Origin of the sequence: Flavobacterium limi, from assembly GCF_010645075.1 — a bacterium.
Taxonomy (GTDB): Bacteria; Bacteroidota; Bacteroidia; order Flavobacteriales; family Flavobacteriaceae; genus Flavobacterium; species Flavobacterium limi.
In genome coordinates, this window is the sequence record NZ_JAADZV010000013.1 from 101,512 (window position 1) to 127,379 (window position 25,868).

Below are 25,868 nucleotides of genomic sequence, written 5' to 3' on the forward strand. Positions count from 1 at the left end.
AATTTTTTAGAACTGTGATTTTTTTTCAACAAAATCTAATTTTGATTTTTTTGGACTTAAAAATAAATTATCACTTTCTTTAAAATCATTTGAGTAATTAAATAGATTTTTGCATCAATCCCCAACAGTACATCTAAACCAAATTTACAAAGCCAAAGGAAGACAGACGCTAAATGTAGTAAGCCAATTTCTTCAAATCATCCAAAAATGATGTTGTAATTTGTCCTGACCCCGTCACTTTAAAAACTCTAAATCAACGATTTAGAGTTTTTTTTTGCTTCCATAATTTCCAAACAATATATTTTACACCCGCCATAATGATATAGATATGACTCATCCATTCTTATTCTAAGTCTATTGAAATTTCGATCTGAATTTTTATAAATAAAATTTTCAAAATTTAAAATATAATCTCCGACCAAATCATCATAACTTAAAACCGTAAAATCTGGAAGATTTAATCGTTTTAAAAATTCAACTAAAGCTATATCTTCTAAATCATCTAAATCATTACTTAATCCTTTATATTCTTCAAGAAAATCAGTTTTATCTTCATTGAAAATGTAATCTGTATCAATATAAAAATTAAACAATTCGTCAAGCGTCATACCCTCTTTACATATCTTTTGTAATTCTTCAACCGCATAGCGGATTTCATTTTTATATGGAATTATCAAATGCCCATTTTTGTAAAAATGTGGTATTTTATCATCAATTTCTAATTTTTCATCTGCATAAATAATAGTAATATATTGTCCCATTTTTTGATTAATTAAGTAAGCAATAAAACGAAAATACTAATTTAAATTTGGATAGAGGATGTTTTTCGGCCTGATAACTTTTCTGCCACAAAAGCTAAGGTGAATTTTAACAAATATCAGCTATCTATACTTTTTACTGAAGCGTGGATCAAATTTTTTAGAACTGTGATTTTTTTTCAACAAAATCTAATTTTGATTTTTTTGGACTTAAAAATAAATTATCACTTTCTTTAAAATCATTTGAGTAATTAAATAGATTTTTGCATCAATCCCCAACAGTACATCTAAACCAAATTTACAAAGCCAAAGGAAGACAGACGCTAGATGTAGTAAGCCAATTTCTTCAAATCATCCAAAAATGATGTTGTAATTTGTCCTGACCCCGTCACAACGCCAAATGGCTTTTATTCAATATAAAAAACTAAGGTGAATTTTAAAGATTATTCACCTTTCTAAAAAAGAAATTTTATTAAAACCTTCGTCTACAATTTCACTAGATAATTCCAGAGATACTTTATTTTGGTGTACCAAAAAAGAAAAAAACAGTACGCTCTTTGGCTTCCCTGATATTATTCAAATCACTTGATGGCCCCAGCTCTTTAACCGCATTATTGCTAACGTTATTTTTAGAGCCGATAGGCGGAATAACATCCAGAAACGAAATATCTCCTGTAGGCAATATAGGTGTTTTTTTATCTCCATTTATTCCGTAAAAATTAAATAATCGTACATACAAATCCTTATCTGGAGAAGCAATTGTAAATCTTCCCATTTGTGTGCTAAATTCCATCCACACAATATCTGCATAATAGCCCTTAAATTCAGGATAAATCCAAGGTATACTGCCTGTATCGGTATTATTGTTCATGTTTTGATACACATTTGTGGTAACACCCTGCATGCGATTTTTCCAGACACGATCAGGCCCCTGTCCCAACCATTTTACACTGTTTACTAATCCTTGTGGATAATCAAAACTTATTCCCGTGAAAGGATAACTTCCGCTAAGCGTATATCTATAATTCATCTCCAACCATCCAGAAACATGCATTTTCCAGCGTACATAAGAAAGATCACCACTGTAATTAAATTCTACAATATAGTAATCTTGTTCTTTGAAATGCTTAACTGATGCCACCGTTGCATTTCCACTCACCAAAACAGGACCATTTCCAAATGGCAAAGCCGGACTTTTGTCATTGGTCAATTTAGATATCATTCCTGTTTTGGTATCAAAACTCACAGCAATTTCTCCGCCCTTCACAGTCAGTACATTATTTTCTTCTTTAGCTGAAATATTACCTTTTTTAGATTCAGGTTCAATTAACAGGGATGTTACTAAAGCTTTATGAGACTTTATTTTCCAGACCCAACGGTAAATTTCATTATTATCTGGATCATAAGCAGCAACTGCCAGCGCATCATTATTCTTCCAGCCTTTTGGCAAACTTATCTGTAAATTTCCTTTTGCAGTCGGATCAATATCAGGCGATTTAATTGTACCACTTTGACTTACTTTATAACCAGGTTCTATATCATTGGGGCTGCGAAAATTTATAAGTTCATAACGGAAACTGCAATCCTTAAGATTTGTAAAATGATAACGACTTTCTACTGGAATTTCTCCTTTAAAATTATCAGGCAGTTCTTTCAATGTTATTTTAACGGGCGAATATATTTCCTTGATGGCATTATAACTGGCTTCTTTTTGACGATGCGGTCCAACGACTCCGTCAGCGGCATTATTAGCATTTACATCAATCATATTATTGAAATCAGTACGCATAATTCCTTCGTCTGCAAAACTCCATATAAAACCGCCTCCGCCGAGCTTTCCATTCCACTGCAACTCCAAATAATCAGCCAATGCAGCAGCACCTCCGCCATCATGCATTGCATGTAAAAACTCAGTTGGCATGTGAATATTTCTACTGTTTTCACTCACTAATTCTTTGGTGCTCTCATAACCTTCATAATGATTGCAATCAATGCCGTTTATGGCATTACCCGGTTTATGATGCGCATGAATTACAGTTCTGTTTGATAGATCGTATTTTCCAAAATCAGCATCAAAGTCGAAATTATGTCCGCCTTCGTTACCATTACTCCAAAAAATTATCGAAGGATGATTGACATCCCTGACCACCATTTCTTTTACCAATGGTGTTCCGACTTTGGTACTGTAGGCTTTTTGCCAGCCTGCCAATTCATTTATCACATAAAGTCCAAGAGAATCGCAGACACGAAGGAAATTTTTATCCGGCGGATAATGCGAACAACGAACCGCATTCATATTCATTCCCTTTATCAATTTTACATCCAACAAATCGGCTTCAGGATAAGTGGCGCGACCATACTCAGGCCACATCACATGGCGGTTGATACCTTTCATTTTTACTTTTTTGCCGTTGATATAAATTCCATCCAATTTTCTTACTTCAATTGTTCTAAAACCAAATTTATCATTGGTAGTATAAATCGTTTCATTTCTTTTTTTGAGATGAACTCTTAGCTGATACAAATTTGGAGTTTCGGCATTCCATAACAGTGGTTTTTGCACTCTAGTTTTTACGGCAACAACAGAATCCTTGCCTGTTTTTGTAACAGTAGTTTCAACTGTTTTGCCTTTAGCGTCAATTATTTCGGTCACTATTTCGGCATCAGAAACAGCTTTATTCAGATGCACATTCATATTGAAATTCCCATCTGCTTTTGCATCGACAGCAGTCCATGAAATATGCTCTTTTGGAACAGCTTCCAAATAAACCGGTCTGTAAATACCTCCAAAAATCCAATAATCTGCCAAACGTTCCGCTCCATTGACCGAATTGTCTGCCGACATTTTACTGACCGTCACTTCTAATAAATTAGTACCTCCAATTTGTATTTTGTCACTAATATTATATTTAAAACGATAAAAAGCGCCTTGATGAACTGATCCTGCAGATTTTCCGTTAATCTTGACATCTGAATCTGTCATTGCACCTTCAAAAACGATATATACCTCTTTTTGATTCCAATTGGCAGGCACTTCAAATTTTAATTTATACAAACCTTTTTCATCGGCAAACTGAAAATTTTTCCCATAATTCACATTATCACGTCCAAAATTATAATTGCCGTAACCTTGCTGCTCCCAATTTGACGGTACTTGAATAGTCGTCCATTTTTCGCTGTTTCGGCCAGCTGTACAATAAAAATCCCAAGTTTTGGTATGCATCACATCAGTTCCAGAAAGGTAAAGAATTTCCTTTTGGACGTTGGATTGCCCAAATGAAGTTAAAAAAATCAGCAATAATAGCGTGAGACTAAAATTTTTGAAAGTAAAAAAAAAGTTCATTGGTTTCAAATAAATAGTTAGTTACATTTTTTTAAACACTTAAAGTTACGCCGCAAATCACTTTTCCTGGTTATTGTCGTATTTGAAAAGTTCTCCGTTAATGACTACATTTTCCAATTGCATGTTTTTCACATTCTCAATTTTTAATGGAGTTTTAATGCCATTCCATTTACAGTTCACTACTTTGAGGTTTTCAATAGGAGACTCTTTGTAAGCTTTGACCCAGATAGCATATTCACCACCTTTTTCAACATTGAGATTTTCTACCCATATGTTACGAATGGTTGGCATAAAATTCCCTGGGTTTTCATAAAACATATTAAAATGAATAGCCGATTCACCAAAACTTCCCACAGTTATGTCTTTGAGGAAGATATTTTCAATCGTTCCGCCCCGAGAAGATGAGGTTTTAACACGTAGGACGCGGTCAAGATTTTTACTGTCCATTTTGCATTTGACAGCATAGATATTTCTGGCGCCGCCGGCAATTTCACTTCCGATTACAATTCCACCATGACCATCTTTCATGGTACAACCTTCGATGATATGATTTTCGGCCCCTCTTTTATTGTTTCTTCCATCCTCATCGCGACCTGATTTTATAGCAATACAGTCATCTCCGGTATCAAAATAACAGTCTTTGATCCATACATTTTTGCAGGCGTCAGGATCACAACCATCCGTATTTGGCCCGTGTGCTTCTATATGAACTTTCTCTATAATAACGTTTTCGCACATCACCGGACTGATAAACCACATTGGAGAATCGATCATTTTCACTCCCGAAATCAAAAGATTCTGGCAGTGGTAAGGCTGAATCATATAAGGTCTTAAATAGTAGCCGTCGCCAAAAATTCTTTTTCGAGGATTTATCTTTCCTTTCATCATTACATGAAGGCTTTCTCTTGCTTTAAACTGATTTCCCACTCCTTCTTTCCAACCGTGGTTTTTACTTCCTTTCCATGGCCACCAATACATATTATTGGCATTTCCGTTTAAAGTTCCTTTACCCGTTACTGCAATATTTTTTTCATTGTAAGCATAAATCTGAGGTGAATAGTTCATACAGTCCATTCCTTCCCAACGCGTTAGTACCAGTGGATAATCTTTAGTATCGCGTGAAAAAGTAATGGTTGCGTCCTCACTAAGATAAAGATTGACATTGCTTTTTAGATAAATTGGTCCGGTGAGGAAGTTTCCTGCCGGAACGACTACCTTACCGCCACCGCCAGCGTTGCAGGCCTCAATAGCATTTTTGAAGCTTTCGGTGTTCTTGGTTGTTCCGTCTCCTTTGGCACCATAACTCGTGACGAGATATTCTCTATTTTTGAATGCAGGCGCAATAATGGCTTTTTTTATTTGTGCTATTTCTTCTAACGCTTCCTCTGAAGATAACCAGAATCTAGCTTCTGATTTTTGGCCAAAAGCCATAAAAACGGAAAAACAGCAAGTTATAAAAGTAATTTTCATTACATTTTTTTTTAGTTTCATCCTGTAACTTTTTCTAAGTTTTATATTATTTTTATTAAATTCCAAATCATTAATTATTTTACAATGTCAATTCTGCTCAAAGCCAATCCGGTATCCTGCAGATAAATCCTGATCTTGGTTTCGCCTGTCTTTTCAACTTTAAATGGGAGCACTTTCTCAAAATAGCCTCTAACTACGCTCATGGTCCAATTTTTGTTTTTTTTGGAATTATCCGTATCAATAAATAGAGGAGGTTTTTGATTTACAACCACTGCCATACTCAGATTTCTTTCGTTGTTTATGGCATCCGTCGGAAGACTTTTAAGTGACAATTTGTATTCTCCTACTTTCAAATTTACTTTATATTCTACATAAGGCGCATGGAGATATTCATCATTTTTAAAAGATTTTCCGGTAAAAGGATAGCGGGAAATGCTCTTGCCTCCTACTCCTAAACCATTAACAACAATAATTTTTTCCAAAAGGATTTCCTTTTTTGTTTTGAAATCTGAAGGATTCAACGAAACAATATTAGACGAACTTGCCCCATCTATAGAAGTGATTACTTTTTCCAGATATCTGCTGTCGAATGGAGCGGGATTACGAAGCGAATCACTTAAAATTTCAGGGTTTGCAATCTTGGGCATAGCATAGGTTTCCAGATTCCTTGGAGCATGAGTTATAATGCCGTCCCATTTTCCATTTTCTATTTCTTTGTTATAATGATGGGTTAATGTGATGATTTGCTCCAAAGCATTTTTTGCTTTCTGCGAATAGTTCAAAGCCATTTTTTTATCAGTTTCTGCTGCTTCAAGACTCATTTGCGCGTAGAAGAATTTTTGGTTCATCAAAGCCGCTCCTTTTGAAGGGTACTCTATCAACTGAAAATAAGCATCTCTAAGTGACTGCGGAATACGAGTTTTCAGTTGATCCACTTTTTCTATCAAATCAGTGTAAGCTGCCAGTCGCTGTTTTTGAGTTACAGCATCAAATTTCAACAAACCCATATGTTCCGGTTTTCCGCTTTGTGCCAATTGATAATATTGATTTTTGACAAGAGCAATATCAGTTGCAAATTCTTCCCCAAAAGTTGATTTTGCCCAATCATAAACGTATTGGGATGCTTTTTCGGGAGTCCATTTTTTTGCATCCCAAGCCATATCCAAGAAAAATTGCGTTTCCAGTTCGGCAGGTTTGATATCACCAACATTGACCACCCAGAATTTATCGGCTCCAAATTGATACGCTTTAGTCATTTCGTACGAAATTAACGAAGGTGAATTGGACGAAAGCCAAGTATAATCGTGAGGTCCACCTAAATAGGACAAGTGATAGTAAATTCCGCTGGAACCACTTCTTTTTTGTTCTGCCGTGTTTGATAACTGGCGTAAATATCCAAAGTTATCATCCGTCCAGACCAAAGTAACATCATCAGGGACTTTTAGGCCCCCAGTATATAAATCCAAAACCTCTTTATAAGGACAGAATATTTGAAGTGCATTTGATGGAGTACCAAAATACTTCTTGAAAATACTTCTTTGATCATCGATAATATTTTCTACCAAAGCAATTTTTCCTTCTTTGGTCTCCGGACCAGTAATACCACCATCACGAATTCCGCGCATTCCCAAGGTATACATCGCTTCATAATTTTTAGCCGCATTTACGCGATCTTCCCAGTATTTGTATACTTCGTCTTTATTGGTGTCGTAACGGTAAATTCCCGGTTTGCGTCTGTATTCCTGCTCGTAGCCTACCTGCCATTCGAAGGTGTTGCTTCGCAGCATCATATCGCAATGCGTGGAACCAATTACAATGGCATATTTATCGGCCGCCACAGGATTTTGAGGATAGTACCAAAAAGCTTTGGTGCTGTCATGCATAGCTGGCCAGATTAAATTAGCTTTGAGACGAAGCAATAATTCAAACACTTTCGCATACGTTTTTGGGCCGATATCTTTGATATCCGTATCCATATTTTTGGCTGCCCAGGGATGCAGCCCCCAATCCTCGTCATTGATAAAAATTCCTCGGTATTTTACCGAAGGCTCTTTTGATACTACATTTCCAGCCAAAACATAAAGTTCATTTTGAGGTTTTGGTTTTACATCGGCCCACCAGACCCAAGGGGAAACTCCAACCAATTTTGATATTTCAAATAAACCGTAAGCTGTCCCCCTACGATCGCTTCCGGCAATTACAAGGGCTTGTTTTACACCTTCTATTGGAGCGTTAACTGTCGACATGATATAGGTTTCCCATTTATTTTGAATAGAAGCGACATTTATTTTTTTCGATTTAATCAATTGGTCAATGTATTTGGAATGACCAATTGTTCCAGCGATAATCAAGTAGTCTTCATGCTTATTCAAATCGTGAAAGATGTCGGGTTTTATTCCGCAAACCAGTTCCAAGTCACTAGAAACAGCATTTGCTACAAGGGTTACTGCTTCCGCATCTGCTTTATCGGTAAGAATTGACGGCACGCTTCCGTTTTTGATTAATGGAAAAGCTGCAGGAGTTGCTTTGAGAGCAGTACTTAATTGATTTTCTTTTCGTTGTGCCCAAATTTGAGCACAAAAGATACTTGTAAAAAGAAAAATGACAAAACAGAAAACAGTACCCAAATTAAAGTTTTCTTTCCTTAAATTTAAAAGTAAATGGTTAAAATTCATAACAGCACAAATTTGATTTTTTCTTTGTAGCAGTCAAAAATAAAAAACCTTGAATTTAATGTACATTTTGACTTTAATCAAAGTGCGTCCATAATTCTGTACAGAATTAAAACCTTTAATAATAGAGAGTTACTAAATTTTAGAATTTATAATAGATATTGCCATCCAACGAGCTTAAAAGACAATTTTTAATAAACCCATTGCGTTCAAACTCTACAAAAACACCTCTTAAATCACCCAATGATTCTTTATAAGCTCCAGTATAAATTGGTTTACCATTTACGAGCAAAATAAGTCTTTTGTTATTGTTGATTAATTTAATTGTATTCTCTTTTTTAAAATCAACAACAAAAGAAGCCAGATTATTATCAATTCCATTTATTCTTTTTTCACTAATTATATTTGCAACTATGCTGCTGCAACCTGAGTTTACAAAATGAAAACGTATATCATTATCAGCACCTGAAACTTTAAAAACCAAACTACTGCAAGTCACATCTTGATGTCGAAAATCTTTTTTGAAAGTTGTTTCAAAAATAAAATTATCAGCATTATGTTTAAGCGGCGTATAACTACACAAACGGGTAAAAAATGGCTGTAAGGTATCAATACTGTATTTATGCAATTCCCTGTTTGTTATAGCAAATAAACTATCTTGGTTTTTATAAGCAAAAAATGCACAAAACCTTTTCGGTATAAGGCGTTGTCTTTGAAATCCCAAAGCATACCATTTTTTATTGGTGGTTATATACACTCTTGCTTTTCTATTTCTATTTTCCTTTATTCTATTGGTAAGACAAACATCAAAGACTCCTGGAATAAAATAGGTATGTGCGATAGTTCTTTTGTTTGGGTTTAAATAAACTGGTGAAGTTTTATCGCCAAAGTCAATATATAAACTATCCGCTGTATAATTGTTATCAACAGTAAAAAAACAAGTTTTGGGCAAAATTCCTTCTGAAGAAGACAGCTTTATATTACTCTCATTTACATTAAAATCCGAGCGACAAAAATACATGTAAGCAAGAATACTGGTCAACAATGTAACAATAAGCAATACCACTATTATGTAGCGGTTTTTATTGTCCGTTTCCGCTTCAACAAGAAAATTTTCACTATTTGGGTTTGCTATCTGAAATTCGTTTTCATTAAAACCAGAATAGTTTATCAAGGCATTAAAGGTGGCTTGTTGCGGAAGATAATACTTGTCTGTTGCTAATTTTCCAAAAATACGCTTTAATGTGTTATGGCTGATGCTAATTTTGGTTTCTTCAAAAATGGATTGGCTGAAATCAAGATAGTCATTGTGTTTCCAATCTTCAGAATTACCACGACCAAACTTTTGTTCGCATTGTTTTATTATAACTTTTAGCTGTAGTCGCTTGTCCATTTTGTAAATTCATGCAAATAAATCCTATCTGCAGGTTTTTGTTAAAAACAAAAATAATGAATTAGGGGCAAAAATAATCTAAATTGCAGGTAAGAAAACGGTCAATTTTATTAGGAATAAGCGATCCATTACTATCTTAAAATTATTTGATAAATTATACAGATTAATACATCAATCCCGAACAGGACATTCAAACCAAATTTACAATGCCAATGGAAGACAGACACTACATATGATAAGCCAATTTTCGTAAATCTTCCATAAATGATGTTGAAATTTGTCCTGACCCTTCTTAAGGGGACAACTAGCAAATGGTTCTCTCTAGGTTTTGAAGCCTTCACAGCCTAATATTGGTGGTTCGATTTTTTTCACAGGAAATTCTTAGTCTGTTTGAAATAAACAGTCTTAAAGTGGCGCTATCAGAGATTTAATCGAAGCTGAACGACGGTTCGAAATCCCTTTAAGGATATAGTTTTTTTTATCTTTTGGTAATCGTACTGAAAAAGAGAGTCGTATTCAATACTCATTAAAATTATTTTATAATTTTTTCAATTTTTTCAAATTCTTTGTAACTACTTCCTCCATTAAAATTTTCCCATTTGAGTCCAATAGAATAAAAGTCGGATATGCTTGTAATGCCAAATCCTGAAAAAGCATCCTTTTTTTGTTTCTATCTATAAATCCATTTGCCCAATTCTTTTTATAATATCTCTGTTAATACTATCTATTTTGAAATATCCATCCCCAATCACAATTGTATCATTGGAATAATGCATAAACTGATTATTGAAAGATTTCTCCTTACTAAAAGGAATTGATTTTGGTTTGATATATGGCTCCAAAATTATTGTCTCGAGATTGATAATAAAACTAATACACTATATTATTTATGAGTTGTTCTCCTTTCCAATAGTCTTTGAATCTGTGGCTTGACAAGTACTCAAATTGTTTGTTATTCAATTGATATCAAACTAAGTACACACTAGTAAATAAAATATTTTTCTTTTATACTTTTGAATATTAGCGTTATAATAAAATTCATAACGGTATTGAGTAAGTGGCAGTTTGTTTAAAGCATCTAAATTAATTTCCTATTATTGTTTGTTGTTCGCCTAAGGCAAAAAAATGGTTAATTACCGTCAGCACATCCAGCTGTAAGCATCAATTTTTCTGTACAACCTCGATTACCTGCTCAATCCAGTCAATATCGGTTCTTAAAACGATGTCAGGGGTTATTCCGTAATCCTCATACTGCAAAAACTTTTCATCGCCCTTCATGTCAGTAGGGTAAATCTCAAATCGCACACTAGGCAACCGCTCTCTTCTTCCGTAGTTGCTGCCATAAGTCAGCATCCCTTTTGTTGTTTGTCCAACCGTAATGACATTTGCTAGTTTCTTCAATGCTAAAGTAAAAATTTCTGCCTGACTTAACGTGCTATTGTTTATTAGTACATACAGGCGTCCATGATTGACATATTTTTTCAAAAGTAAAAAAAACTTTTTCATTTCCTTTTCGGCCCCACCCTCGTTGTTTCTTAAATCTAAAACAACGTATGGCGCTTTTAAAGAGTCTTGTATAGAATTATAAAATTGTTGTGATTTCTCTTTAGTGGCTGCATCTACCTGAAATGTTCTGATTAACAAATACTGAACATCCTTATGAATGTTTTTCAGTTCAAATTTTGGAGAACCCTTTGGAAGGTTGGCATAATCCATTTGTTGCCGCTGTTTCGAGTAAATAGATTGCGAATAAGATGCATAGAAGTACGAGTTGATTAAAGATTGATTTTGGTATTTTTCATTGGTTTGCAGAATATAGGATTTATACAACGGATGGCCGTAAATTGCTTTGTATAGATTTGGCGCATATTCATAAAGATGTATCGCAATTTGTCCTTTCACCCACAATTTTGTATCGGAATCAACTACCACTCCAATATATTCTTTGTCTGCACTTTTGAATAAACCAACAGAATAAAATTTATCGTAGTAATAAATTCCTTCAATTGAATTAGTTGATTTTTTGAGTAATTCAGTTTTTAATGAGTCAATATTGATTTTAGAGGTCGGATAGTTCAAAAATTCCTTTGTTTCTGTAAATCTGTCAATACTCTCTTTTGTTTTAAAGTCATTATAGTTTGGAAGTTCATAAAAGCCCAAATGGTTATCCCGTAAAGGAAAAAGCAACTGAGATAAGTTGTAAAAGTATATATAACTGTTTGGTTTGCTTAAGGTGTCCGATGCTAAACGAATGTACAAAGTATTATAATAGGCTAACTTGTTTCCTGTAATTTGAGCCTTGAAAGATGGTGTTTTTTGAAGTATAGTTTTTAGTGCAGTTAAGTCTGCCAAATAGGTATTTGTCTGTGCATTTGAAACTATTGTCCAGAAAAAGAAAATAAAAATCAAGGCTATTCTCATACTTTTTAATGAATATTTAGATAGTGTGCGGCAGTTATTACAGAAGGTTTGGAAAAATTAGCCATATTCTTCGGATTTATCAAATCACCCAAATAGTAAGAAGGCCTTTTCATTCCAATTTGATTTTTCTGCTGGTCCCAGTGTGTAATTCTTTTACTATATCCATTTTTTGCATTTTAGAATTATCGAGTTTATAGATTAAAATAAATTTCATGTCTGTTAAATCGATGAAAGTTGAATAAATCGTGCCCCCAAGCCTGCCCTCAGAGTCTTTTTCTGGCGGTTGTACCGTTTTTCCAATTACATTTCCTACATCTTTAAGCGTTATAATGTCTTTTGAATTTCGAGCATCAAGTTCATCCAGACCTTTTTCAATTAGTGAATATCTCCAACAGGTTTTAGCTTCAGTATTGTCAGAAATATTAAAGTTTGTTGCTGCCAGGCGGTTGTTTTGGATTGGTATAATATGTTTCGCTGCATCTACCCACTCTACAATTACCGCTTTGCCATTTCGGTCACCCAGCATAATATGCGCATTTTTAAGAGCAATCCTTTTATCTTCTAAATAATGCAATGCCTCATCTACCGTACTACATTTAGCTAAAATATCATCGGTCATGTTTCCTTTCATTGCAGAATATCCTGCCGGAATGTTCTGTTCTGTTGTCGTTGCGCCATCGATGACCAATCCTTTTTCATTAACGCCTCCTTGTCCAAAATTATTCCAGCCGTACCATATTCTGCCTAATTTACCTTTTGAACCTGGTATAATTTGTATGTATGGCTTCACATCATACCAGTAATCCTCATTGTTTACAAAATATATTTTACCTGTTCTACTATCTATAAAATACACTATAGAACAAGCCGATACATCCGTGGTCAATGCAATTATGATTAATAGCATTAAATTTCTAAATCCCCTCATTTTATTTACTTAAATATTTTATAAGCTACCCTCCCAGTTCGTATATATTTTCAGTAATTTCTGACCCTTTGAGTTTTTCATCTTCCCAAACAATCAAAAAAGTACCTCCCCATACTTTTTTTCTGTTTTTTAAAATAGGAATTGTCTGTTTTTTCATAAAATCAAAATGAAACACAGCTGGTGCCTCTTTTATGGAAATCCAGCTATATTCGATATTTTTGTCCTCCGGCTGTACAATGCTCCCATTAACATAATCTGCTGTAAAATAACTCCTGTAAGACACTTCGGGATGATCTTTTACTCCTTGGAATTTATGAGTATATAAACCAGATAATTTAATGTGTCTAATTTTCAGTCCGATAGTTGCCGCTAAACTATCTATTGCTTCTCGAATAGCCTGAGGCTTGTCAGAACGCATTGCCGGGATATGCCAGCCGAGTTGATTTCTCATCATCAGTATTTCCTTCTTATCGTTGAAAATAATCAGAAACTGTACGGTATAATTATCTGTCTTCACAGAGATTACTGAAGTGTTCTGTGCATGAGAAAAAGCATAGAACAAGAACAGCAAGTAAACAGCAGTTTTTTGAGTCATATAATTAAAGTTCATAAAAAAAGATCCATAATTACCTCGGCAGAGATGCATCAGCAGATTCTACGTGTGTTTTTTCAAATTTTACACTTTGTGGTTTATTCTTAGAAGCAAAATACACCTTCAATGCCAGATACATAATTGCCACTGGAACTAAACCTTTACATAAAGATAATACTAAATTTTGAAGCTCGGTCAGAGGAAGCTCATTAATCCGTATAAAAATCCCTCGTCCATAAGTACCTTTTTTTGAAAACAGCCAATTTATGCAATTCCATCCTAAGTGCATTCCTAAGGGAAGCAGTAATGTCCTTGATTTTAAGTAAGCAAATGTCCAGCAATATCCTGCTAGTGAGGTCATCAAAAATACATACAGCATTGGCACTAATCCTGCGCCAAACATTTCATAAGAAAACCAATGATAAATTCCAAATAAGGCTGACGAGATAAGCATGGCTGTATGCTTTCTTAACTTCCTCATTAAAATATAAATTATAATCCCGCGAAAAATTAATTCTTCTGTAAACACGGAGAGAAAGAATTGCCAGACAACCAGTGCTGGTTCGAGATAATGAACGTCTCTCATTTTCCAATTTAAGGAGAACAAAATTGTTTCTGCAGCTATATTCAATACAACCAAAATACCTGACAGGGCAACTCCAGAAAAAAAATAAAGTATCCTTTTTTTGGTTGGTATCAAACCAGAGACATCGGATAATTTTTTCTCAAACAGCAATACTAAACACAAAAACAAAACAAGCAACAAAATGATTCCCAACATATAAAAACTTTAAGATTAAACGAATCCAAATTTATATCTTTACTTTCATTAAAATTTACGCCATATGCATATGGCGTTTAAATGGCATATAAATTATGAAGTATGATAGTATCAAAGTTGGGCAATGTATAAAATCGGTAAGAATTGCGAAAGGACTGACACAAATCCAATTGGCAGAAGCCAGTGGTATAAGTCTGAGATCTATTCAAAGAATTGAAAACGGAGAGGTCGAAGCACGCAATTACACTTTAACTGTATTACAGGAGAAATTAAATTTTGAACTCAATGATACGCATTTGAAAATTAAAAGTCAATCGCAATACGATGAAAAAAACGGCATAAAGATCAGCCGAACTAAGAAAATAATATATTCATATTTCGGAGCTGTCGGAATTTTTATTGTTTCAGGCTACTTTCTAACAATGTCTGCTTCCTTCCCTGAAACAAACTTTGAACTTTACAGTTTCATGATTGCTACAATTGCAGCATACAGTCTTGTACTTCTGTTAGTATGGAAAAACGGCTAAATTTACTGTTAATATAAAAAACTAAACCTACCTTTAGTTTTGTAACAAAAAGTTAAGGCAGTTTGTTCTAATTGATTAATCGATCACTTCATCTTGTAATCAAGTAAATTTTTCAAAAAATCCCCAACAGGACATCTAAACCAAATTTACAAAGCCAATGTAAGACACACATCTTATTAGTTTTTTTGATATAAATAGTCCAATTTTTAACTTCAATAGAAAGAAATTACAAATCTTGTTAAAAATTACAGTTTTATCTAAAAAATGTATCTTTGCTAAAATATATAATACTCTATGCTCAAAGAAGAACGTTTCGGCAAGATTCTGGACATACTGCAGAAAAACGGAAGGATACAGTATGATAATACAGCATCTGCATTGAAAGTATCCGAAGATACCATTCGCAGGGATATTGAAGTGCTTCATAATAACGGACTTCTTTCAAAAGTCCGTGGAGGTGCAATTCCTATTACCAAAAACCCGCTTACATTTACCGACCGTGCAGCCTTTAAGACTGACAAAAAGGAACTGATTGCACTCAAAGCACAGCAGTTCATTTCTGACGGAGATTCCATCTTCATGGACGCAGGTACCACTAACTGCAGTATAGTTTCTAAACTCCCTGTAGATATAAATCTCACCATCATTACAAACAATATCGCTCTTGCACCGGTTCTGCATAAACATAAAAATGTTAAACTGGTAGTGCTTGGAGGATCTTATAACCAGCAAACTCAGGCAACCGAAGGAGTAAAAGCATGCGAGGAAATATCACGCTATGCGGCAGACACATACTTTATGGGCACATGCGCCATTGACAGCGAGATCGGAGTAACGGCAACTTTTATAGGAGATGCTGATATTAAGACATCAATGCATAAGCATGCTAAAAAAACCGTTGCCCTGGCCATTGAAGGAAAATTGAATATGTCAGAAACATACCGTATCTGTCCTATCAAGGAAGTTGCCGTTTTAATTACAGAACTGGCAAGCAGCGACGAGAAACTCAATAATTATAGAAATAAAGAAACTAAAATAGTTTAGTGCCTATAAAAAATCACGCAGCCTTGTGTGGCTGCGGCAATCAGGATTACTAACTTAAGCTGCATTAACTCAAACTTCCATCAAATTAAACCTTTATACGTATGTTCATCGACATACGAGTTCTACAATATTCCCATCAGGATCAAGTACTACGCTTTCATAGTAACCATCGCCCGTTACTCTGGGTTTACCTATTACCTCATATCCGTCTCTGAACAGCTTATTAGTAAGATTATCAACATTATCTCTGCTTCCAAGATCAAATGCAAAATGTGCCAAACCCATAAATCGTTTCGTATAATCCTGTTTTAAGGCTAAAACTTCTGGTCTTTTCATAATTTCCAGCCTCGCGCCGGATTCAAAACTTAAAAAGTAGGTTTTAAGCCCCGTTTGTGGGTTTACATATTTGTCATTCGAAGAAGCATTAAAATATCTGACATAAAAATCTCTTAATTTCTCAAGATTCAATGTCCACAGTGCCAAGTGGTCAATTCTCATAACTTTTTATCAATATAATTAGCAATATTTTAAAATTAAATTTTCACAAGTAATCGTTAACTTGAACTATACTTTGTATATTCTGTCTGGTTTCTCTCCAATATTTTACTGCAAAGAGAACAGCAACCATAAAAAGAAGCCCGGCACAGATTCCAAGGGCTGTTAGAAGAGAAGATGTGTGAGCAATAACTCCTACGGCAACAGGCCCCATCAGCTGACCTGAATATCCCATTGTGGTGATTGCTGCGACTGCGGTGGATGTTTTTATATTTTTGAGCCTTCCTGCTTCATTAAAAAATACAGGCACAATATTGGCAGCACCGCAACCTAGCATAAAAAAACCGGCAAGGGACAGAGAAAGAACTGGTGAAAAAATTCCCAGCATAAGTCCTGCTCCCGCTACGGCCGCACCTATGGAAACTACTTTAACTGAATTATATTTCTCCACTATGCGGTCTCCAAACAAACGCATACCAGCCATTGCCGTTGAGAAAAAGGCATAGCCCAATCCAGACCAGCTTTCATCTAGCCCCTTGTTTTCAAAAAGGAAAAGAGCACTCCAATCCAGCATGGCACCTTCTACCATAAAAACAATAAAACAAAGCAGTCCTAAAAAAAGTACCCCTTTCTGTAACCAAGACCATCTCGCTGACACCCCACTGTGTGCAATCTCCGCATGTGCTTCTGCCTGTTTTTCCATCTCTGGACTGAAAAGGTTCTTATACTGCAGTAGTACTGTTAATACAACAAGTGAAGCAAGGCATATTGCAGCATAAAGGGGCTCCAGTCCTGCTTTAATAAGAAGACCTAAACCAAGTGATCCAAAAAGTCCGCCCACGCTGAAAAGTCCATGTAGCGATGACATTATAGATCTGCCTGATAAGTTTTGAAGCTGGACACCGCAGGCATTCATTGCCACGTCAATAGTTCCGATTCCTGCACCAAAGAGCAGCAGAACTACCCCCATAAAAAAAACTCCATCCAAAACGGCTAGCAGCGGCAGTGTTATCGCTATTATCGTAGCTGAGAAACAGATAATTATACGGTTTCCATACTTATGGCTCAGCATTCCACATACCGGCATCATTGTAATTGCGCCGGTTCCCAGCAATAACAACAGCATTCCAAGTCCTGCATCATCCAATCCCAATCGGATTTTTGCAAAAGGAACCATCGGGGCCCAGCCCGATAAAGCTAGTCCACAGACAAAAAAAATGCTTCTTATAGCAGTTATTGCTTTTGATACTTTTATATCCATTTTAAAAAAATCTAAATTTTATATTGCAAATATATGCAATTTTGCAAAATATTGTAAATTTTCAGGTTTTTTTAACATCATTCTATTTATCAACTACATCAAAAAAAATACATTTCCTCAAAGCCAAATTGAGACAATTGAGATATTGACGCACTTTTTTCTTTTCTAAATTATACTTGATACGTTTTTTCATAAAATTTAATGCTGACTATTTTCATTGATATTGTTTAGGAAATTTTGCTAGAAATTATTCTGGAAATCAAGTAGATTTTTGCATCAATCCCCAACAGGATATCTAAACCGAATTCACAGCGTCAATAAAAATTCTGCTTAGATTGAAAGAAAACCTCATTTTTCAGCTGTCATTTAAATAAAAGGTTCGAGTTGTATCTGGATGAAAAAACAGCTAATTCCAGACCAATAATGATAACTTAAATGGAGAAAAGGAATTAAATGAAAAGCAAAGTTTAGATATAAGAAAAGTTATTCAAAAAAATAAAGATTTTAATATAATAATAAGTTTTAGAAAAAACTCGTTAACTTTTCGCACAAGAAAAGATGTCCCTTCCTATTTAAACTATTATTAAAAAATCTCGGTATATTTTTTGTTCTGTTACTGACCACAAAAAATACTCGAATTGATGTTTGTAATAATTACACCCGCCGGGTTCAATCAAACTTTTAAATTAGTCTGTGATTAATTTGAATTTTACAGGTTGAAAAAATCTATTGGAATTTTTCTCAAAATAAATTCCATTTTCTTTTTTATCTAATTTTACTTTGTAATTATGAATTAAGGCAGTTTGTACAATAACATTTACAAAGTAAGTATCTTCAGTTTTATCTGCCTTTGATATATCCTGAATAATTCCATTAATTACAACTGATTTAGGAACAACTGCAGTGTCATTTAATTTAAAACTAACCACATAGCCTCTTTCACTATTATTGTTATAACTTTTATACGTTTGATTTTTAATATCTAAAAGTTGTCTTGAACAGGAAAAAAGAAAAAAAAGTCCAAAAGAAAATAACAAAAAGATGGCTTTAGGAATACTATTTTTCATATTTTTAGCGTTTTGCACCCACAAACTTAACTTAAATTAAACGATTGAAAAAATAATGAAATTAAAATATATTGTTAAAACATTACTTGTAGGATTGTTTTTTACAGCTTGCAGTAAGGATTCTGATTCTGACACTAATGAACCCACAACTACCAAGCCTGACGAAATTAACAACTTTGTTTGGAAAGCTATGAATTCCTGGTATTACTGGCAATCCAATGTTTCCAATTTGTCTGACGGCAAAATCACTTCTACCGTTGCATATAACAATTTAATCAACGGAAAAACTCCCGATGCGCTTTTTTATTCACTTCTATATCAAAGAGGAATAGTTGATAGATTCTCTTGGATTGAGAACAATAATGACATAGTGCAGGTTTCAAAAATTGCAGAGGTTGAAAAAAAAGGCGGATTTAATTATGCAATTTATCCTAAAGATGCATCCAATACAAATATGGTGGCCTTAGTTAACTACATTGTACCTGGCTCACCAGCAGCTTTGGCGGGATTAAAAAGAGGGGACGTTATTACAAAAATAAATGGAAGCCAGCTTACTTCAAGTAATTATAACCAACTAGAAAACACACAACTCAACATTACTCTTGCAGCAAGCGTGCAATTTACAAACAGTAGTATGATTACAACAGACAAAGCAGGAACTGTAACTGTAACAAAAGCTGATATTGATGAAAACCCGATTGCTTATTATGAAAAGAAAGTATATGGAGGAAAGAACATTGGCTATTTGGTGTTTAATGGTTTTAAGTCAGATTATAATGATGAACTAAATTTGACTTTCGCTAAAATGCAATCGGATGGAATTAACGAATTGGTTTTAGATTTAAGATACAATGGAGGCGGCTCATTAGAAACGGCAGTCGCTCTGGCGCAAATGATTAACGGTAATTTTACTAATAAACCATATATTTACTTAGACTTCAATAATAAACACAATAGTGAAGATGGTTATAAAAATCTTTCTGACAAAGTAAAATTTTTCAACTTAGTTGATAATGAACCAACTTTTCAGAAAGAAGAAAATATAAACAGCCTTGTTTTGACAAAAATATATGTGCTGGTAAGTTTTCAAACCGCTTCTGCGAGTGAGCTTACAATACAATGCCTAAAAAAATACATTAGTGTAGTAACAATAGGTGAAGAAACAGTTGGCAAATTTGTAGGCTCTAATACACTGTATGATTCTCCTGCTTATGACTATGTGTCCTATGCCAATCGAAGCACCAAACACAAATGGCAATTGCAGCCCATTACATTTTCATATTATAACAAAGATAAAGATGCAAATCCAGCGAAAATTACACCTGATCACGAAATTAATCCATATAGCATTTTCTTAAATCTGGTTGAATTTGGAAACATAAAAGATCCTTATTTGAATAAAGCCCTCGAATTAATTACAGGCCAAACTATGCGAACTGCAGCAAAAAGCACCAGTCCTTCTTTTTCATTAAAAATTAACAATCTTGCTGCATTCAACCCTACAAATACTGCAAAAGGTTTATATATAGAGGATTTTAAAGGTTTGAAAAATAATAAATAGCAGCAAAAAAACATCTTTTTATAACTCGAATAAATCAATTAAAAAACAAAAATCAAGAGTTTTATTTTTATTGCAAAATCGTTGCTGTCCAGTTTGACTGTTCAATCTTAAATGTAAAAATGTATTCTTTTTTACATTTTTTATAATTTTCATTGCTCCAGGTCCCGGTAAATTGGTATGCTGTGAATATAAATTTAATGAAATTAATAACAGTATTAGAAAAAAAAAACTCTCATAAATAATTTTTGTTCCAATATAAAATAAAACTTTTAAGAGTTCTCATTGTCAAAAATTTTTGCATAAAAAAAAAAACCGGATTTAAAATCCGGTTTTTTTAAACTTGTTTTTTGTCTGGCCTGATTATCATTCTAAGAGATTGATCTCTTGCAAAATAAGCAACCATCCAGTTGTAAAATGTATTTAAACGATTTCTATAAGTAATCAGCGAAATTAAATGAACAAATAGCCAAATAAACCAGGCAAAAAATCCTTTGAAATGCCATTTCGGATTTGGTAAATCAACTACAGCTTTATTTTTTCCTATAATTGCCATTGAGCCTTTGTCGTTGTAAATAAATGGCTTAAGTGGTTTGTTTTGAAGTGTGGCTTTAAAATTTTTAGCAAGGTTTATTCCTTGTTGTATAGCTACCTGAGCTACCTGAGGATGGCCATCGGGAAAGCTTTTATCAGTAGTCAAAATAGCAGTATCACCAATAGCATATATGTTTTCTGTAGCATTCACTTTATTAAAAGCATCAGTTGCCATTCTTCTTCCACGACCGTAACTTTCGGCAGGCATTCCCTCAAATATTTTTGCTGTAACACCTGCAGCCCATATTAAATTTTTGGTTTTAATTGTTTCTCCATTTTCAAAATATACGGTGTCATCTACATAATCTGTTACTTTGCTGTTTAGTTTAACAACAACACCTAATTTTGTAAGCGCATCTAAAGTATCTTTTTGAGAAGCTTCACTCATTGGCGCCAGCAATGCATCTCCTCCATCAACTAAATAAACATTACTTGCGGTAGTGTCCAATTCAGGATATTCTTTTAGTAAAATGTTTTTTCGCATTTCTGCAAACATACCTGAAACCTCTACTCCTGTTGGTCCCCCACCGGCTACAACAATAGTTAGCAGTTTACGACGTTTACGGATTTCCTTGCAAATTGCTGCTTTTTCCAGATTCTTAAGCAAAGTATTTCGCATTACAATGGCGTCATTCAAAGTTTTCATCGGAATGGCATTTTTCATCACGTTTTCCATGCCAAAATAACTGGTTTCAGCACCTGTAGCAAAAACCAAATGGTCATATGATAATTCGCCATTACTCAAAATTACTTTATTTTCGGCTGGAACAACTGATAATAATTCTCCTAAACGAAACTGAAGATTTTTTTTCCCGGCAAAAAACTTCCTAAATGGATAACTGATACTTGAAGGCTCTAAAAAAGCGGTAGCAACCTGATATATGAGTGGTGGAAAAAAATTGTAATTATTTTTGTCTACAAGCGTAACTTGTATTTGAGGATGATTTAGAAGTTCTTTCGCAAGATTTAATCCTGCGAAACCACCTCCAATGATGACTATATTCATAATATATTGTATTTAAGACTTTTGTGTAAAAACTATTCTGTTTGCATTACTTTATAAATTTAACACTAATAATTTCAAGTACAAACTCATCCTTAAATTTATTTTTAAAAATTATGCAAACCTATTGTTAATTCCTTTCTGTAAATTCCAATATTAATAAGACAAATTCAGTTTCATCATGATATCTGTCTGTTCGTCATTTCCCAATTTAAAAATATGTTTGTCAAATTCCACGAAGCCATTTTTTTTGTAAAACCGTATTGCTTTTAGATTTTCTTCCCATACGCCCAGCCATATGTATTCTGATTTTTGTTGTTTTGCTCTCTCTATAGCTTTTTCGTGTAGTAATTGCCCCACACTTTTTCCATGAAATTCTTTTAAGAGGTAAATGCGTTCAATTTCCAGAGCATTGCCGTCTTTTAATTCAGTTTGTGCTTCTCCGAAGTTTATTTTTAAATAACCGATTGGCTTATTTTCCAAAATTGCAAAATAGAATTCCGAATTTTTATGTGTAAGTTCTGCTGTTAGTTTTTCGTTAGAAAATCCTTTTTCAAGATAACTTTTCATGTTTTCTTCAGAATTTGATTCTGAAAATGTTTCCTGAAAAGTCTGTCTGCTTATTTCCTGTAATTGATTAATTTCTTTAAGTGAGATTTTTTTTATTTCTATATTACTCATCTTGACTGTTTAAAAAATGATGAAAAATCTATTTTTTGAACTTTTTTGCAGGCTTTTCAGTTATTTCAACTTTATTTTGTAAAACATAATTAGCTAATAGCTTTTCAATTAATTCATCTTTTGTAAGATGATGAAAAACAGTTTTGACTTTTGTTTTTAATTCGTTCGAAATATCATGATTAGGTTTAATTTTAAAAATTTGTTTCGCCCACAAAAGCGTGTTATTTTCTTCTAAGCTTGCAATAGAAGGTTTTTTGAATTCGGTAAATTTCAAACCTAATTCTCTTTCAAAATCTGCAATTTCAACAACTTCTTCCGGCTGCAAAACTGTCAGAGAAAGTCCTTTTGCTCCTGCCCTTGCCGTTCTTCCACTTCTGTGGACGTAATTCTCATAAGTATCAGGTAAATGATAATTTACGACATAAGAAATTTCTTTTACATCTATTCCTCTGGCTGCCAAATCAGTTGCTACTAAAATATTGATATATCCTTCGCGAAACTGTTCCATAATTCTGTCACGAATTCCCTGTGACAAACTGCCGTGAAGTGCTCCGGATGAAAAACGGTTTATAGCCAGATTTTTGGCCAGTTTGTTTACAGCAGCTTTAGTTTTACAGAAAATGATTCCGCGTTCTCCTTCCTTTGAGTTTAAAAAATGCATTAAAACATCTAATTTTTCAATAGGATCAACCACAATGTATTCATGATCTATTCCCTGGTTTCCTATCGTTTCCATGTTGGCACTTATCTGAACTACATTTTTATTTAAGTAGTTCTGAATTAACTGTTTGATGGTTCCGGGCAATGTAGCGGAAAACAATATAGTACGATGTTTTTTAGGAAGTTCAGCAATGATTTCGTCTAAACTTTCTTTAAGGATAGCAACCATTTCGTCTGCTTCGTCTAAAATCAAATATTGGGTTTGTTTTAAGTCGATTGCTTTTCGCTGAATCAAATCAATCAAGCGCCCTGGTGTTGCTACCACAATATGGGTTGGATTTTTAAGTCGTTCGATTTGAGGTTTTATTGGAATTCCGCCACAAACAGATGCAATAGAAATATCTGGAATGTGTTTTGCGAAATCTTCCAGATTCTTGAAAATCTGTTGTCCGAGTTCTCTTGTTGGTGTTAAAATGACAGCCTGAACAACTGGGGATTCAGTATTGACTGATTGTAACAATGGTAATCCGAAAGCTGCTGTTTTTCCAGTTCCGGTTTTGGCTAAGCCAACCAGATCGTGGATTTCAGATAAAAGTAACGGAATTGTTTTTTGCTGAATTTCGGTTGGTTCAACAATGTTCAGTTCGCTTAGTGCTTTTAAAATTGGTGCTGAAATTCCTAATGATGCAAATTGATTAGACATTGTTTTTATTTTAGGTTTTTAAATTTTGACTCTCCACTTAATATGTGGATTTGAAGTAGTTTTTTAAGATAATTAACGTCTTATAAAAACTAAAGCCCTAGCCCTGATGGAAACGGCATCCTTTTATGCCGGGGTTCGGCATAAAAGATATAGTGTACAGCAGGAAAGAGCTTCTTAATAAATGAAAAATAATTTTAAAGTTCGATTGACTCTCCGATTTCGAGAAGCATCAGATCTTTACCTTTGTCGAAAAATTTACGGATTGATTCTTCGTGACTGATTTCGATATAACCAAATGTATCATAGTGATAACCGAGAACTTTGTCACATTCTAAAAAATCAGAAGCGATAATCGCATCTTCAACATCCATTGTGAAATTATCTCCGATTGGTAATACAGCCAAATCCAGTTTTGTTCTCAAAGGTATCAGTTTCATATCCATTGTCAACGCTGTATCTCCGGCAATATAGATGTTTTTGTGTTCACTTTCGATTACAAAACCTCCTGGATTCCCTCCATATGTGCCGTCAGGGAATGAACTGGAATGCACTGCGTTAACGTATTTAACTTTTCCGAAGTCAAAATTCCAGCTTCCACCATGGTTCATCGGATGTGCTTTTAACCCTAATTTAGCATAGTAACTAGTGATTTCGGCATTTGAAACTATAGTCGCTCCTGTACGATTTGCAATTGCCTCAACATCCAGAACGTGATCGCCATGTGCATGTGTAAGCAAGATATAGTCTGCTTTTAAAGTATTTATATCAATCGCTGAAGCTAATGGATTTCCGGTAATAAACGGATCCACAATAATGTGTTTTCCGCTTACTTCAATTCCTAAAGATGCATGTCCGTAAAATGTAATTTTCATTTTATAAAATTTTAAAGTGAAACAATTATCTGCCTCCTAAAAACAGATTTACAATAATATCCGAAATCAAGGATATCATACAAATAGTTAGTAATGCAGAAAGCAAAAAAGTACTAAGTGCCAGTTTTTTTAATTCGGGATCTAACAGCTTAGGATTCTGATTTTTATAAACGGTAATTAAATGTTTGGTTAAAGGAATATAAGCCAGTAAAAAAAGATACTGATCAAATCGATAATCGCTTAAAGCGGCAAAAATAATTACTAATAACATTGATGTAATAATCAATGAAAAGTGATAAATTTTGGCTTTTGCCCCTCCTATTTGCACTACGATTGTGTTTTTTCCTGAGTTCCTGTCTGACTCTTCATCACGCATGTTGTTCAGGTTTAAGACACCAACACTTAATAAGCCAATTGAAACAGCGGGTAAAATTAAAAGCGGGTCAATTTCTTTTGTATGTAAAAAATTCACTCCCAGGGTACTCACCAGTCCGAAGAAGATAAAAACAAATACATCTCCAAACCCTTTGTATCCGTAAGCAGAATTACCAACCGTGTAACGGATCGCTGAAGCAATTGCTGCGACTCCCAGTAGTAAGAAAAAGATTGAGTAGGCAAAATTACTTTGTCCAAAAGCAAAATATATCAGAATAATTGCGGACAAAAGTGTTAATACTGATGTTGTTATAATAGCTTTTTTCATGGCCTGGGGTGTAATTACACCACTCTGAATAGCTCTTTTTGGCCCAACCCTGTCGGCATTATCAGTGCCTTTTATCCCGTCACCATAGTCATTTGCAAAATTCGACAAAACCTGTAATCCCAGAGTCGTTAAAAGTGCGAAACCAAAAACTTTCCAGCTAAAAACTTCTGTTGGCGTGTTAACGGTTTCTGTTGGGTTAGATAAAGCATAAATACTTCCTACTATAATCCCGGAAACTGATAAAGGTAATGTGCGCAATCTGGCGGCTTCAATCCAATGTTTCATTCTTGTTGTTTAGTTTATTTAGTTTCATTTTTCTTATAAATGTGTAATATTAATTTG

The 25,868-nt window shown here is 34.2% G+C and carries 20 protein-coding genes; 3 read left to right on the forward strand and 17 right to left on the reverse strand.

All coding sequences use genetic code 11. From position 1 onward, the window contains the following. Positions 1 to 248: 248 nt before the first annotated feature. From GXM16_RS20970 to GXM16_RS21010, 9 genes are all read right to left on the reverse strand, one after another. On the reverse strand, positions 249 to 761 hold the full coding sequence (locus GXM16_RS20970) for a hypothetical protein (RefSeq protein ID WP_163396452.1): 513 nt from the start codon (positions 759 to 761) through the stop codon (positions 249 to 251). A gap of 514 nt (positions 762 to 1,275) precedes the next feature. Beyond that, entirely contained in the window at positions 1,276 to 3,981 is a 2,706-nt protein-coding gene (locus tag GXM16_RS20975) for a glycoside hydrolase family 2 protein (RefSeq protein WP_208797406.1), read from the reverse strand. 177 nt (positions 3,982 to 4,158) lie between these two features. Then, positions 4,159 to 5,571 (reverse strand): glycoside hydrolase family 28 protein, encoded by a 1,413-nt coding sequence (locus GXM16_RS20980; protein WP_163396454.1) that lies wholly within the window; start codon positions 5,569 to 5,571, stop codon positions 4,159 to 4,161. A 74-nt stretch (positions 5,572 to 5,645) separates the two neighbouring features. Further along, positions 5,646 to 8,246 (reverse strand): glycosyl hydrolase 115 family protein, encoded by a 2,601-nt coding sequence (locus tag GXM16_RS20985; RefSeq protein ID WP_163396455.1) that lies wholly within the window; start codon positions 8,244 to 8,246, stop codon positions 5,646 to 5,648. A gap of 139 nt (positions 8,247 to 8,385) precedes the next feature. Next, on the reverse strand, positions 8,386 to 9,636 hold the full coding sequence (locus tag GXM16_RS20990; protein WP_163396456.1) for a PKD domain-containing protein: 1,251 nt from the start codon (positions 9,634 to 9,636) through the stop codon (positions 8,386 to 8,388). A gap of 1,161 nt (positions 9,637 to 10,797) precedes the next feature. Continuing rightward, positions 10,798 to 12,057, reverse strand: a complete 1,260-nt coding sequence (locus GXM16_RS20995) for a S41 family peptidase (protein WP_163396457.1) — start codon at positions 12,055 to 12,057, stop codon at positions 10,798 to 10,800. A 109-nt stretch (positions 12,058 to 12,166) separates the two neighbouring features. Further along, entirely contained in the window at positions 12,167 to 12,964 is a 798-nt protein-coding gene (locus tag GXM16_RS21000) for a carcinine hydrolase/isopenicillin-N N-acyltransferase family protein (RefSeq protein WP_208797407.1), read from the reverse strand. A gap of 46 nt (positions 12,965 to 13,010) precedes the next feature. Further along, positions 13,011 to 13,580: an NUDIX hydrolase gene (locus GXM16_RS21005; RefSeq protein ID WP_163396459.1), complete on the reverse strand. Its 570-nt coding sequence runs from the start codon at positions 13,578 to 13,580 to the stop codon at positions 13,011 to 13,013. A gap of 31 nt (positions 13,581 to 13,611) precedes the next feature. After that, positions 13,612 to 14,358, reverse strand: a complete 747-nt coding sequence (locus tag GXM16_RS21010) for a CPBP family intramembrane glutamic endopeptidase (RefSeq protein ID WP_163396460.1) — start codon at positions 14,356 to 14,358, stop codon at positions 13,612 to 13,614. Between the two features lie 95 nt (positions 14,359 to 14,453). Between GXM16_RS21010 and GXM16_RS21015 the strand changes: the two genes are divergently transcribed. Then, positions 14,454 to 14,885, forward strand: a complete 432-nt coding sequence (locus GXM16_RS21015) for a helix-turn-helix domain-containing protein (RefSeq protein ID WP_163396461.1) — start codon at positions 14,454 to 14,456, stop codon at positions 14,883 to 14,885. A 294-nt stretch (positions 14,886 to 15,179) separates the two neighbouring features. Beyond that, positions 15,180 to 15,929 carry a DeoR/GlpR family DNA-binding transcription regulator gene (locus tag GXM16_RS21020; RefSeq protein ID WP_163396462.1) on the forward strand — a complete coding sequence of 250 codons (750 nt, stop codon included), beginning with the start codon at positions 15,180 to 15,182 and terminating at the stop codon, positions 15,927 to 15,929. 105 nt (positions 15,930 to 16,034) lie between these two features. Here the strand turns inward: GXM16_RS21020 and GXM16_RS21025 are convergent, their stop codons facing one another. The 3 genes from GXM16_RS21025 to GXM16_RS21035 form a co-directional block, all read right to left on the reverse strand. Beyond that, complete coding sequence (locus GXM16_RS21025) at positions 16,035 to 16,427, reverse strand: VOC family protein (RefSeq protein WP_163396463.1); 393 nt, start codon at positions 16,425 to 16,427, stop codon at positions 16,035 to 16,037. A gap of 43 nt (positions 16,428 to 16,470) precedes the next feature. Further along, positions 16,471 to 17,685: an MFS transporter gene (locus tag GXM16_RS21030; protein WP_163396464.1), complete on the reverse strand. Its 1,215-nt coding sequence runs from the start codon at positions 17,683 to 17,685 to the stop codon at positions 16,471 to 16,473. A 686-nt stretch (positions 17,686 to 18,371) separates the two neighbouring features. Then, positions 18,372 to 18,752 (reverse strand): hypothetical protein, encoded by a 381-nt coding sequence (locus tag GXM16_RS21035; RefSeq protein ID WP_163396465.1) that lies wholly within the window; start codon positions 18,750 to 18,752, stop codon positions 18,372 to 18,374. A 55-nt stretch (positions 18,753 to 18,807) separates the two neighbouring features. Between GXM16_RS21035 and GXM16_RS21040 the strand changes: the two genes are divergently transcribed. Then, complete coding sequence (locus GXM16_RS21040) at positions 18,808 to 20,313, forward strand: S41 family peptidase (protein WP_163396466.1); 1,506 nt, start codon at positions 18,808 to 18,810, stop codon at positions 20,311 to 20,313. A gap of 334 nt (positions 20,314 to 20,647) precedes the next feature. Here GXM16_RS21040 and GXM16_RS21045 read toward each other — a convergent pair whose 3' ends face one another. The 5 genes from GXM16_RS21045 to menA form a co-directional block, all read right to left on the reverse strand. Beyond that, positions 20,648 to 21,910 (reverse strand): NAD(P)/FAD-dependent oxidoreductase, encoded by a 1,263-nt coding sequence (locus tag GXM16_RS21045; protein WP_163396467.1) that lies wholly within the window; start codon positions 21,908 to 21,910, stop codon positions 20,648 to 20,650. Positions 21,911 to 22,063: 153 nt separating this feature from the next. After that, the gene (locus tag GXM16_RS21050) at positions 22,064 to 22,588 is read right to left on the reverse strand and encodes a GNAT family N-acetyltransferase (RefSeq protein ID WP_163396468.1); all 525 of its coding nucleotides are present in this window, start codon (positions 22,586 to 22,588) and stop codon (positions 22,064 to 22,066) included. A 28-nt stretch (positions 22,589 to 22,616) separates the two neighbouring features. Next, complete coding sequence (locus GXM16_RS21055) at positions 22,617 to 23,951, reverse strand: DEAD/DEAH box helicase (protein WP_163396469.1); 1,335 nt, start codon at positions 23,949 to 23,951, stop codon at positions 22,617 to 22,619. A 194-nt stretch (positions 23,952 to 24,145) separates the two neighbouring features. Continuing rightward, the gene (locus GXM16_RS21060) at positions 24,146 to 24,823 is read right to left on the reverse strand and encodes a metal-dependent hydrolase (protein ID WP_163396470.1); all 678 of its coding nucleotides are present in this window, start codon (positions 24,821 to 24,823) and stop codon (positions 24,146 to 24,148) included. A gap of 25 nt (positions 24,824 to 24,848) precedes the next feature. Continuing rightward, positions 24,849 to 25,811, reverse strand: coding sequence for a 1,4-dihydroxy-2-naphthoate octaprenyltransferase (gene menA, locus GXM16_RS21065; protein WP_163396471.1), 963 nt, complete (start codon positions 25,809 to 25,811; stop codon positions 24,849 to 24,851). Positions 25,812 to 25,868 lie beyond the last annotated feature (57 nt).